We start from the raw sequence: 11,486 nt of genomic DNA, 5'->3' as shown, positions 1-11,486 counted from the left end.
GACCGGCCACCTACGAGGACGGGCCCCGACCGCGGTGCGGTCGGGGCCCGTCCTCGTGGGGCGGAACGCCTTACGGCAGGTTCCGCGCCATCACGATCCGCTGCACCTGATTCGTGCCCTCGTAGATCTGCGTGATCTTGGCGTCCCGCATCATCCGCTCCAGCGGGTAGTCGCGGGTGTAGCCGTAGCCGCCGAGCAGCTGCACGGCGTCGGTGGTGATCTCCATGGCGGCGTCGGAGGCGTAGCACTTCGCGGCGGCGCCGAAGAAGGTCAGGTCCTCGCCCTTGGCCCCGGCCGAGACGCGCTCGGAGCGGGCCGCGGCGGCATACGTCAGCTGACGGGCCGCCTCCAGCTTCATGGCCATGTCGGCGAGCATGAACTGGACGCCCTGGAAGTCGCCGATCGGCTTGCCGAACTGCTTGCGCTCCTGGACGTAGCCCTTGGCGTAGTCGAGGGCTCCCTGGGCGATGCCGAGCGCCTGGGCCGCGATGGTGATGCGGGTGTGGTCCAGGGTCTTCATGGCGGTGGCGAAGCCGGTGCCCTCCGCGCCGATCATGCGGTCGGCGGGGATGCGGACGTTGTCGAGGTAGACCTCGCGGGTCGGGGAGCCCTTGATGCCGAGCTTCTTCTCCGGGGCCCCGAAGGAGACGCCCTCGTCGCCCTTCTCGACGACGAACGCCGATATGCCCTTGGAGCGCTTCTCCGGGTCGGTGACGGCCATGACCGTGTAGTACTCGGAGACGCCGGCGTTGGTGATCCAGCGCTTGACGCCGTTGAGGACCCAGAAGTCACCGTCGCGTACGGCCTTGGTCTTCATGCCGGCCGCGTCGGAACCGGCGTCCGGCTCACTGAGGCAGTACGAGAACATCGCGTCGCCCTTGGCGAGCGGCGCCAGGTACTTCTTCTTGATCTCCTCGCTGCCGGAGAGGATCACCGGGAGCGAGCCGAGCTTGTTGACGGCCGGGATCAGGGACGACGAGGCGCAGACCCGGGCGACCTCCTCGATGACGATCACGGTCGCCAGCGCGTCGGCACCGGCGCCGCCGTACGACTCCGGTACGTGCACGGCGTGCAGATCGCTGGCCACCAGGGCGTCGAGCGCCTCCTGCGGGAAACGGGCCTCCTCGTCCACCGCAGCGGCGAACGGCGCGATCTTCGCCTCGGCGAGCGAGCGCACCGACTCGCGGAGCATGTCGTGCTCCTCCGACGGCCGGTACAGATCGAAATCAGCGGTTCCCGCCAAGGTTTCTCACTCCCCTGTGAGGTGTCGGCAGCGCTAACTACCGTTAAGTAACCCTTACTGAGAAGGGATTCTAGGGCGGATACCAGGCCGCGGATAGGTGAGGTTGCCGACAGTCCCCCATGGTGCGTACGGCGGTCGGGAAGGGTGCGTTCCACGCGCGGATATGCTCGTTCGGCACCGTTTTCCGCCAGACGTCTGGAGCCCCTCAATGGCCCTCAAGATCACCGTGATCGGCACCGGCTACCTCGGTGCCACCCATGCCGCCGCGATGGCCGAGCTGGGTTTCGAGGTGCTGGGCCTGGACGTACAGCCGGAGAAGATCGACATGCTCCGCCGGGGCGAGGTCCCGATGTACGAGCCGGGCCTCGCGGACCTGCTGCGCCGCCACGTCGCCGGGATCGAGGGCTCCACCGGCCGGCTCCGCTTCACCACCTCCTACGAGGAGGTCGGGGCCTTCGGCGACGTGCACTTCGTCTGCGTGAACACTCCGCAGAAGCACGGTGAGTACGCCTGTGACATGTCGTACGTCGAGGCCGCCTTCGACGCGCTGGCGCCGCACCTGACCCGGCCCGCGCTGGTGGTCGGCAAGTCGACGGTGCCGGTCGGCAGCGCGGCCCGACTCGCCCGCCGCCTCACGGCCGCCGCACCCGTCGGTGCCGACGCCGAACTCGCCTGGAACCCGGAGTTCCTGCGCGAGGGGTTCGCCGTCCAGGACACCCTGCACCCGGACCGGATCGTCGTCGGCGTCCCGAGCGAGCGCGCCGAGGCGCTGCTCCGCGAGGTCTACGCCACCCCGATCGCCGAGGGCTCGCCGTTCGTCGTCATGGACTACCCGACCGCCGAACTGGTCAAGACCGCCGCCAACTCCTTCCTGGCCACCAAGATCTCGTTCATCAACGCGATGGCCGAGGTCTGCGAGGCGGCCGACGGCGACGTGGTGAAGCTGGCCGAGGCGATCGGCCACGACGAGCGGATCGGCAAGAAGTTCCTGCGGGCCGGTATCGGCTTCGGCGGCGGCTGCCTGCCCAAGGACATCCGGGCCTTCATGGCACGCGCCGGCGAACTCGGCGCCGACCAGGCACTGACGTTCCTCCGCGAGGTCGACTCGATCAACATGCGACGCCGCGGCCACATGGTCGAGCTGGCCCGGGAAGCGGTGGGCGGCAGCTTCCTCGGCAAGCGGGTCGCCGTCCTTGGCGCGACCTTCAAGCCGGACTCGGACGACGTCCGCGACTCACCCGCCCTCAACGTCGCCGGCCAGATCCACCTCCAGGGCGGCCAGGTGACCGTCTACGACCCGAAGGGCATGGCGAACGCCCAGCGGATCTTCCCGACCCTGGGGTACGCCGCGAGCGCACTGGACGCGGTGCGCGGCGCCCACGTCGTCCTGCACCTGACCGAATGGCGCGAGTTCCGCGAACTGGACCCGGCGGAACTGGCCGAGGTGGCCACCGAACGGAGCGTCCTGGACGGACGCAATGCGCTCGATCCGGACCTGTGGCGCAAGGCGGGCTGGACGTATCGGGCGCTGGGCCGCCCGTCCGCGTAGCGGTTGCCTCCCACGTTGTCGGCCGTCCCGCCGTGGGGGTTGCTGTTCTTGCGCCTGCGGCGCGGGTCCGCTGCGCGGGGCGGTGTCGTTGCCCTGAGCCTCGCCGTACGTTGTTGGCTTCCTCGCCGTTTCGCCTGCGGCGCGGTCCGCTGCGCGGGGCTGTTCGGCCGCGGTGCCGGGGCTGCGGGGTTGGATGACGGTGGGTGGGGGTGCGCCTCAGTGGGCCCCCTGCGGGCCCGATCGTTGAGTGGCCACCGGCACCAGCCCACCGGCCTCAACTGGCCGCCGACCTGTCTTTCCCACCCACCAACGGGAGGGGACGGGCCGGAGGGGGTGGTGTGCAGGACGTAAAGCGCAGCAGTCCTGCACACCACCCCCGCAGGCCCGGCACCGCACCCAACAGCCCCGCGCAGCGGACCCGCGCCGCAGGCGCAAAAACAGCAACTCCCATGGCGGGAAAGCCAACAACGTGGGAAGGCTCAACCAAGCGTCGCGTTGGACGGCCCCCGCCGCCCCCGCTCCGCCTGGGCGACGGATTCCGCGTCGCGGAGTACCCGGACCGCGTTCTGCCACGTCAGCTTCGCCAGGTCGGCCGGTGACCACGCGCGGTTGAGGAGTTCGGCGATGAGGTTCGGGTAGCCGGCGACGTCGGCCAGGTCGGCGGGGGTGAAGGCGGTGCCGTCGAAGTCGCCGCCGATGCCGATGTGGTCGATGCCGGCGACCTCGCGCATGTGGTCGAGGTGGTCGGCGACGATGGCCGCGGTGGCCATCGGGCGCGGGTTGGCGGCCTCAAAGGCGCGCTGGACCGTCATGCCCGCCTCGGTGGTGTCGAGGTGGTGCAGGCCGTGGGCGCGCATGTTCTCGTCGGCGCGCAGCGTCCACTCGACCGCCGCGGGCAGCACGAACTTCGGGACGAAGGTGGCCATCGCGACCCCGCCGTTGGCGGGGAGTTGGGCCAGGACGTCGTCGGGGATGTTGCGCGGGTGGTCGCAGACCGCGCGGGCCGAGGAGTGCGAGAAGATCACCGGCGCGGTGCTGACCCGGAGCGCGTCGCGCATGGTGTCCGGGGAGACGTGCGAGAGGTCGACGAGCATCCCGCAGCGGTTCATCTCGCGGACGACCTCTTCGCCGAAGGCCGACAGGCCGTGATGGCGCGGGGTGTCGGTCGCGGAGTCCGCCCAGTCGTTGTTGTCGTTGTGGGTGAGCGTCATGTAGCGGACGCCCAGGGTGTGGAAGGCCCGCAGGGTGGCCAGCGAGTTGTTGATCGAGTGGCCGCCCTCGGCGCCCATGAGGGAGGCGATGCGGCCCTGCGCGCGCGCCTCCTCCATGTCGTCGGCGGTGGCCGCCAGACGCAGATCGGCTGCGTAACGCGTCGTCAGCTGGTGTACGACATCGATCTGTTCCAGGGTGGCGCTGACGGCCTGGTCGCCGGCGTAGTCGGAGCGTACGTACACCGACCAGAACTGTGCGCCGACCCCGCCGGCCCGTAGGCGGGGGATGTCGGTGTGCAGGCTGGCGCTCTGGTCGGTGGCGACGTCGCGCCGGTCGAGGTCGTAGCGGACCTGTTCGCGCAGTGCCCAGGGGAGGTCGTTGTGGCCGTCGACGACCGGCCAGCGGGCGAGGAGCTCCAGCGCGGCTTCGCGGGCGGCCGTCACTTGCCGCCGCCGAAGCCGAAGCCGGCGGACCCGGCGACCTTGTTGCGCAGCCGCTTGCCCTTCTCGGTGGCCTGGTCGTTCAGCTCCTGCTGGAACTCCTTCATGCGGGAGAGGAGTTCGGGGTCGTGCGCGGCGAGCATCCGGGCGGCGAGCAGTCCGGCGTTGCGGGCGCCGCCGACGGAGACCGTGGCGACCGGGACGCCGGCCGGCATCTGGACGATGGAGAGGAGGGAGTCCATGCCGTCGAGGTACTTCAGCGGGACGGGGACGCCGATGACCGGCAGGGGGGTGACGGAGGCGAGCATGCCCGGCAGGTGGGCGGCTCCCCCGGCGCCGGCGATGATCGCCTTCAGGCCGCGGCCGGCCGCCTGCTCGCCGTACGCGATCATCTCGTGCGGCATGCGGTGGGCCGAGACCACGTCGACCTCGTAGCCGATCTCGAACTCGTCCAGGGCCAGGGCGGCGGCTTCCATGACGGGCCAGTCGGAGTCGGAGCCCATGACGATGCCGACGACGACGGGGGAGTCGGAGAGGCGCGCGTCAGCGCTCGTTGAGGGGTGGCGGTCGGGCGACGGGCGGGCAGTCATTCCGTGATCGTTCCTCGCAAATAGCCGGCGGCGTGTGCGGCGCGCTCACGCACATCCGCCAGGTCGTCGCCGTAGGTGTTGACGTGCCCGACCTTGCGGCCCGGCTTCACGTCCTTGCCGTACATGTGAATCTTCAACTGCGGATCCCTAGCCATGCAATGGAGGTAGGCCGCATACATGTCCGGGTAGTCGCCGCCGAGGACGTTGGCCATCACCGTCCAGCGGGCGCGCGGGCGCGGGTCGCCGAGCGGGAGGTCGAGGACGGCCCGGACGTGGTTGGCGAACTGCGAGGTGATCGCGCCGTCCTGGGTCCAGTGGCCGGAGTTGTGCGGGCGCATGGCCAGCTCGTTGACGAGGACGGCGGGCGTGCCGTCGGCGTCCCGGACCTCGAACAGCTCGACCGCGAGGTGCCCGACGACGCCGAGTTCGTCGGCGATCCGCAGGGCGAGCTGCTGGGCGTGGGTGGAGAGCTCGTCAAGGAGGTCGGGAGCCGGCGCGATCACGGTGTCGCAGACGCCGTCGACCTGCAAGGACTCCACGACCGGGTAGGCGACGGCCTGGCCGTGCGGGGAGCGGACGACGTTGGCGGCGAGTTCGCGGACGAAGGGGACCTTCTCCTCCGCCAGGACGGGCACACCGGCGAGGAACGGTTCCGCCGCCTCCTTGGAGGATCGCACGACCCATACGCCCTTGCCGTCATAGCCCCCGCGGACAGTCTTGAGGACCACCGGGAAGCCGTCGCCCTCGGCCGCGAACCGCTCCACGTCGGCCGGGTCGGACACGATGCGGTGGCGCGGGCAGGGGACACCGATGGCGTCCAGCTTGGCCCGCATCACGCCCTTGTCCTGGGCGTGCACCAGCGCGTCCGGGCCGGGGCGGACGGGGATGCCCTCGGCCTCCAGCGCCCGCAAGTGCGCGGTGGGCACGTGCTCGTGATCGAAGGTGATGACATCGCAGCCGCGGGCGAAGGCGCGCAGGGTGTCCAGATCGCGGTAGTCGCCGACGACGACTTCGCTGACCACCTGAGCCGCCGAGTCCTGCGGGGTGTCACTGAGGAGCTTGAACTTGATGCCGAGGGGGATACCCGCCTCGTGGGTCATACGGGCGAGCTGACCGCCGCCGACCATGCCGACTACCGGGAACGTCACGCCCCCAGGGTAGCCGCCCGGCAGTCGTGCACCCGACCCTCGCTTGGAGGATCATCCGAGGGCAGGCGTTCGAGGGTGATCGGGAAGTTCCACCACCGCGGTGGGGTTCCGGACCGGCGGCGGACGGTTCCGGCCCCAGCCCGGCGATAGGGGGAGGCCGCATGGAGAGCGGCGACATAACGAGGAGCTCCCGGGCGCTGGTGGCCGTCATCGCCGTCGCCGCGCTGCTGATCGCCCTGTACACGGTGGTCAGCGAACTGTCCGGGCCGGAGGTGTACGGCCCCGACGACACCGAGATCGCGGTCTCCGCCGGCGACCGCTTCACCATCGAGGTCCCCGACGACCCCGGCGACGGCTATCAGTGGATCGTCGCCGCCCCCCGACCGGATCCGGCCGTTCTACGGGCCACCGGCGACAGGGCCGCACCACAGGCCCCCGCCGGCGGGCCGCCGCCCCCGGGCCACGGCTCCCGGGCGATGGACTTCGAGGCCGTCCACCCGGGCCGTACCGACCTGCGGTTACTGCGCTGTCGGCGGTGCGCGACGGGGGCGGCGGACGAGCCCGGGGCCCGCGCTCTCAACTTCCGGGTCACGGTCGGTTGACGGTCCATTCACGGTCGGTTCACGGTCGTTCGCAACCCTGTCGTGACCGCATTCGTGCGCCCGGTCGCGGGACGGGCAGCCCCCGCACCGCGCCGTGGCACACGTGGTTAGCATGAGGGACCTATCGGGTCGCCGGCCCGCCTACCGCCCACGACGGGGAGCTGAACGATCACCATGAGTGAACGGAGCGCGCTGCGGTCGAGGCTGGAGACGCTCACCCGGGAAATCGTGAAGTTCGGTGCCGTCGGCGGCGCCGGGGTCGTGGTGAACTTCGCGGTCTTCAACCTCGTCCGGCACCTGACCGAGCTCCCGGTGGTCCGGGCGAGCATCGTGGCGACGGTGGTGGCCACGGTCACCAACTACGTCGGCTACCGCTACTTCGCCTACCGGGACCGCGACAAGCGCGGCCGGACCCGTGAGCTGACCCTGTTCCTGCTGTTCAGCGTCGTCGGCCTGGTCATCGAGAACGGCATCCTGTACACCGCGACCTACGGGTTCGACTGGGACAGCCCGCTGCAGAGCAACGTCTTCAAGTTCCTCGGCATAGGGATCGCCACGCTGTTCCGCTTCTGGTCGTACCGCACCTGGGTCTTCCGGGCGCTGCCCGCCCGGGAGGCGGTGGAGACCGCCGAGTCGTTCCTGACCGACGACTCCCGGCTGCCGAGCGGCGCCTCTCGGAAGTAGACGCGGCTCACTCCTCGGTGGGCTCGCCCTCCCGGGCCAGGAAGAGCGCGAAGACCGGCGGGTACTGCTGGAGCAGTTCCAGGCGGCCGCCGTCCGCCTCGGCCAGGTCGCGGGCGACGGCGAGCCCCAGGCCGGTGGAGTTGCGGCCGGAGACGGTCCGCTCGAAGACCCGTGAGCCGAGGTCCGGCGGGACGCCGGGGCCGGCGTCGGTGACCTCGACGACCGCCTGATTGCCGGTGACGCGGGTGCGCAGCGCGACCGTGCCGTCGCCGTGCATCAGGGAGTTCTCGATCAGGGTGGCCAGCACCTGGGCGACCGCGCCCGGGGTGCCGACGGCCCGCAGGCTCTTCCTGCCGGAGCGGACGATGGCCCGTCCGGCACTGCGGTAGGCCGGGCGCCACTCCTCGATCTGCTGCTTGACCACCTCGTCCAGGTCGAAGGCGACCGCCGAGCCGGTGCGCGGGTCCCGGGAGTTGGTCAGCAGCCGCTGCACCACGTCCGTCAGCCGCTCCACCTGGGCCAGGGCGATGGTGGCCTCTTCCTTCACGGTGTCCGGGTCGTCGGTGAGGGTGATCTCCTCCAGCCGCATGGACAGCGCGGTCAGCGGGGTGCGCAGCTGGTGGGAGGCGTCGGCGGCGAGCCGCCGCTCGGCGGTGAGCATCCGGGCGATCCGCTCGGCGCTGGCGTCCAGGACGTCGGCGACCCGGTCCAGCTCTTGGACGCCGTAGCGGCGGTGGCGGGGCCGAGGGTCGCCGGAGCCGAGCCGCTCGGCGGTCTCGGCGAGGTCGGTGAGGGGGGCGGTGAGTCGGCGGGCCTGCCGGATGGCGAGCACCACGGCCGCCAGGATCGCCAGCAGGGCGACCGCGAGGATCACCAGCAGGGTCCGGCCGATCTCCGCGCTGACCGTGGAGCGGGACTCCTGGACCGTGACCGATTCGCCGCGGTCGCCGCGCACCTCCGACTCGATCACGTCGCCGACCGGGCGCTGCCCGATCTCGATCTTCGCTTTGCCGGGCACCTTGATCTCGGCGTAGCGGTACGCGGTGATCTGCTCGGAGAGGATCTCCGGGGTGATCTTCTCGCCGCTGCCCAGTCGGCTCTCCACTATCCCGACCAGCCGGACCGCCTCGGAGGCCACGCTCTCCTGTGCGCCGGACTGGATGGTGCGGGTCTCGACGATCACCAAGGAGACGCCGAAGACGGCGATGACGACGAGCACCACGGCGAGCGTGGAGTTGATCAGTCGGCGGCGCACGGGCCCCTAGCTCTTTTCGAAGCGGAAGCCGACCCCGCGGACGGTGGCGATGTACCGCGGGTTGGCGGCGTCGTCGCCGAGCTTCTTGCGGAGCCAGGAGATGTGCATGTCCAGCGTCTTGGTGGACGACCACCAGGTGGTGTCCCAGACCTCGCGCATCAGCTGGTCGCGGGTGACGACCCGGCCGGCGTCCCGCACCAGGACCCGCAGCAGGTCGAATTCCTTCGCGGTGAGCTGGAGTTCCTCGTCGCCCATCCAGGCGCGGTGCGACTCGACGTCGATCCGCACGCCGTGGGTGGCGGGCGGCTGCTGGGGCTCGGCGGTGGAGCCGCGGCGGAGCAGGGCCCGGACCCGGGCGAGCAACTCGGCGAGCCGGAAGGGCTTGGTGACGTAGTCGTCCGCGCCGGCGTCCAGGCCGACGACGGTGTCCACCTCGTCGGCGCGGGCGGTCAGCACCAGGATCGGGAAGGAATGGCCTTCGTTGCGCAGCCGGCGACAGACCTCAAGACCGTCCATACCGGGCAGTCCCAGATCCAGGACCACGAGGTCGATGTTGCCCTGGAGACCGGCGTCTAGCGCCGTCGGGCCGTCCTCACGCACCTCGACGTCGTAACCCTCGCGGCGCAGGGCGCGGGCGAGCGGCTCCGAGATGGACGCGTCATCCTCGGCGAGCAGTACACGGGTCATGGGCCGATGGTAGTCCGATGTACCGACAGGGAGGGGCGGACCAGCACGGATGGGCGACAGCGGGCCCGTTTCCGCGCCCGCTCGCGCGCCCGGGCCGCCGGAGCGCGCGGGCAAACGCGGTCGCACAGACGGGTATAGGCGGTTCCCTGTGCGAGTGTGAGCGTTCTCTCACGACTCCCAACGTGCTGCCAAGCGGACGTATGGTGTCCGGAACGTCCAACGCACAACCCCAGGACCCGTGGCGCGGAACTGACGTCATCGGTCCTTGTTGTGTGCGGGGCTGGTATCTCCAGCCCCTTACACAGTGAAAGACCTGTCGACCGGGTCCGCCGGCCGCGCTGTCGCGGCACGGGGGCGTGGATCCCGGCGTTCGGCCTCCCGTCGACCCTCCTCGTGTGGCGTCGAACCTCCCAGACGTGAGGGCGGGCAGGGCGGCGTCGGTGCCGGTCACCCCCACCCGGGCGCATAACGAGTCCCTCGGACGCGTCCCGAGAAGCAAGGAACCACCCATGGCGTCCAGCCTGACGAAGGACGCGGCCCAGCAGGGAACCCCTGTCAACGGCGGCAAGACCTTCTTCGGCCACCCCCGCGGCCTGGCCACTCTCTTCATGACCGAGATGTGGGAGCGCTTCAGCTTCTACGGCATGCGTGCCCTGCTCATCTTGTACCTGATCTCCGGCGGTCCCGATGCCGGATCCGGTTCCCAGGGCGGCGGCCTGGCCATGAAAATGACCACGGCCTCGGCGATCTACGCCGTCTACCTGGCCATGGTCTACCTACTGGCCATGCCCGGCGGCTGGTTCGGCGACCGGGTGTGGGGTCCGCGTAAGACGGTCGCGGTCGCGGCGGGCGTCATCATGGTCGGTCACCTCACGCTGGCCGTCCCCGGCCAGGCGATGTTCTTCGTGGGTCTGGCGCTGGTCGCGGCCGGTTCGGGTCTGCTGAAGGCCAACATCTCCACGATGGTCGGCCACCTCTACGACGGTCCGCAGGACCCGCGTCGGGACGGCGGCTTCACCGTCTTCTACATGGGCATCAACCTCGGTGCCTTCGCCGCGCCGCTGGTCATCGGCACCGTCGGCCAGAGCGTCAACTGGCACCTGGGCTTCGCGCTGGCCGCGGTCGGCATGGCGCTGGGTCTGGTCCAGTTCCTGATCGGCACCCGTCACCTCAGCCCGAAGTCCAGCGTCGTCCCGAAGCCGCTGGTGGCCGAGGAGCGCGCCATGTGGCTGCGCAAGGGCCTGATCTGGACGGCGATCGCCGCGGTCTTCTACGGCGTGGTCATCGCCACCGGGCACTTCACCCTGAACTGGGCGCTGATCCCGATCAGCCTGCTCGGCCTGATCATCCCGATCAGCGTGCTGGTGCGCATCAAGCGCGACAAGGACCTGTCCGAGTCCGAGCAGACCAAGGTCAGCGGCTACATCTGGTTCTTCGTGGCCGCCGCCGTCTTCTGGATGATCTACGACCAGGGCGGCTCGACGATGTCGGCCTTCGCCGACAAGAAGACCAACGGCGACGTGCTGGGCTTCAACTTCCCGTCCTCGTGGTTCCAGTCCGTGAACCCGCTGTGGGTGATGGCGCTGGCTCCGGTCTTCGCCTGGCTGTGGATGTGGCTGACGCGCCGTGGCCGCGAGACCAGCACCACGGTGAAGTTCGCGATGGCCATGGTCATCATCGGTGCCTCGTTCTTCGTCTTCATCGTCCCGATGGGGATGGCGACGCACGGCACGAAGGTGAGCCCGATGTGGCTGATCTCGATCTACATGATCCAGACGATCGGCGAGCTGTGCCTGTCGCCGGTCGGCCTCTCGGTCACCACCAAGATGGCGCCGGCGAAGTACGCCAGCCAGATGATGGGCGTGTGGTTCCTCGCCGTCACCGCTGGCGACTGCATCACCAGCCTGCTGTCCATCGGCGGGGTGGACCTGAGCGGCATCCCGGTGCTGGCCCTGGAGGCCGGTCTGGCGGTGCTGGCCGGTGTCGCGGTCTACGCGTACCGGAAGAAGATCGTGGCGCTCATGGGGGACGTGCGCTGACGCGCCCCCGGTAGCAGGAGAAGGGCCCGGCACGCCG

Annotated in this window: 10 protein-coding genes; 4 read left to right on the top strand and 6 right to left on the bottom strand. The window is 70.3% G+C overall.

The genetic code is table 11. The features are described 5' to 3' along the window. Positions 1–70: 70 nt before the first annotated feature. On the bottom strand, positions 71–1,243 hold the full coding sequence (locus tag ACO0M4_RS22830; protein ID WP_430372783.1) for an acyl-CoA dehydrogenase family protein: 1,173 nt from the start codon (positions 1,241–1,243) through the stop codon (positions 71–73). A 208-nt stretch (positions 1,244–1,451) separates the two neighbouring features. On the opposite strand from ACO0M4_RS22830, the gene ACO0M4_RS22825 reads away from it, so the two are divergent. Further along, positions 1,452–2,792 carry a UDP-glucose dehydrogenase family protein gene (locus tag ACO0M4_RS22825; protein WP_430372782.1) on the top strand — a complete coding sequence of 447 codons (1,341 nt, stop codon included), beginning with the start codon at positions 1,452–1,454 and terminating at the stop codon, positions 2,790–2,792. Between the two features lie 479 nt (positions 2,793–3,271). Here the strand turns inward: ACO0M4_RS22825 and ACO0M4_RS22820 are convergent, their stop codons facing one another. Genes ACO0M4_RS22820 through ACO0M4_RS22810 form a run of 3 tightly spaced genes read right to left on the bottom strand, consistent with a single transcriptional unit; the run spans position 3,272 to position 6,182 of the window. After that, a complete protein-coding gene (locus ACO0M4_RS22820; protein ID WP_430372780.1) occupies positions 3,272–4,447 on the bottom strand; it encodes a dipeptidase in 1,176 nt (391 codons plus the stop codon). Continuing rightward, complete coding sequence (gene purE / locus ACO0M4_RS22815; RefSeq protein ID WP_430372779.1) at positions 4,444–5,034, bottom strand: 5-(carboxyamino)imidazole ribonucleotide mutase; 591 nt, start codon at positions 5,032–5,034, stop codon at positions 4,444–4,446. Before purE ends, ACO0M4_RS22820 begins: the two co-directional genes overlap by 4 nt. Continuing rightward, positions 5,031–6,182 carry a 5-(carboxyamino)imidazole ribonucleotide synthase gene (locus ACO0M4_RS22810; protein WP_430372778.1) on the bottom strand — a complete coding sequence of 384 codons (1,152 nt, stop codon included), beginning with the start codon at positions 6,180–6,182 and terminating at the stop codon, positions 5,031–5,033. The genes purE and ACO0M4_RS22810 overlap by 4 nt, the downstream gene beginning before the upstream one ends. Before the next feature lie 161 nt (positions 6,183–6,343). On the opposite strand from ACO0M4_RS22810, the gene ACO0M4_RS22805 reads away from it, so the two are divergent. Together ACO0M4_RS22805 and ACO0M4_RS22800 are read left to right on the top strand one after the other, a co-directional pair. Continuing rightward, positions 6,344–6,784, top strand: coding sequence for a protease inhibitor I42 family protein (locus ACO0M4_RS22805; RefSeq protein ID WP_430372777.1), 441 nt, complete (start codon positions 6,344–6,346; stop codon positions 6,782–6,784). A 174-nt stretch (positions 6,785–6,958) separates the two neighbouring features. Continuing rightward, positions 6,959–7,468, top strand: coding sequence for a GtrA family protein (locus tag ACO0M4_RS22800; RefSeq protein WP_430372775.1), 510 nt, complete (start codon positions 6,959–6,961; stop codon positions 7,466–7,468). Positions 7,469–7,475: 7 nt separating this feature from the next. Here ACO0M4_RS22800 and ACO0M4_RS22795 read toward each other — a convergent pair whose 3' ends face one another. Both ACO0M4_RS22795 and ACO0M4_RS22790 read right to left on the bottom strand, forming a co-directional pair. Beyond that, positions 7,476–8,723, bottom strand: a complete 1,248-nt coding sequence (locus ACO0M4_RS22795) for an ATP-binding protein (protein ID WP_430372773.1) — start codon at positions 8,721–8,723, stop codon at positions 7,476–7,478. A 6-nt stretch (positions 8,724–8,729) separates the two neighbouring features. Beyond that, complete coding sequence (locus ACO0M4_RS22790) at positions 8,730–9,410, bottom strand: response regulator transcription factor (RefSeq protein ID WP_016575659.1); 681 nt, start codon at positions 9,408–9,410, stop codon at positions 8,730–8,732. A gap of 509 nt (positions 9,411–9,919) precedes the next feature. Between ACO0M4_RS22790 and ACO0M4_RS22785 the strand changes: the two genes are divergently transcribed. Continuing rightward, on the top strand, positions 9,920–11,449 hold the full coding sequence (locus tag ACO0M4_RS22785) for a peptide MFS transporter (protein WP_430372772.1): 1,530 nt from the start codon (positions 9,920–9,922) through the stop codon (positions 11,447–11,449). Positions 11,450–11,486 lie beyond the last annotated feature (37 nt).

The organism is Streptomyces sp. RGM 3693, assembly GCF_050471125.1.
Lineage (GTDB): Bacteria > Actinomycetota > Actinomycetes > Streptomycetales > Streptomycetaceae > Streptomyces.
Note: the sequence above shows the minus strand (reverse complement) of the source record. Positions and strands in the feature narration are given on the sequence as shown.

Coding starts and splice junctions, on each gene's coding strand:
- ACO0M4_RS22825 (WP_430372782.1), top strand. CDS start 1,452: ATGGCCCTCAAGATCACCGTGATCGGCACCGGCTACCTCGGTGCCACC.
- purE (WP_430372779.1), bottom strand. CDS start 5,034: ATGACTGCCCGCCCGTCGCCCGACCGCCACCCCTCAACGAGCGCTGAC.
- ACO0M4_RS22805 (WP_430372777.1), top strand. CDS start 6,344: ATGGAGAGCGGCGACATAACGAGGAGCTCCCGGGCGCTGGTGGCCGTC.
- ACO0M4_RS22800 (WP_430372775.1), top strand. CDS start 6,959: ATGAGTGAACGGAGCGCGCTGCGGTCGAGGCTGGAGACGCTCACCCGG.
- ACO0M4_RS22790 (WP_016575659.1), bottom strand. CDS start 9,410: ATGACCCGTGTACTGCTCGCCGAGGATGACGCGTCCATCTCGGAGCCG.
- ACO0M4_RS22785 (WP_430372772.1), top strand. CDS start 9,920: ATGGCGTCCAGCCTGACGAAGGACGCGGCCCAGCAGGGAACCCCTGTC.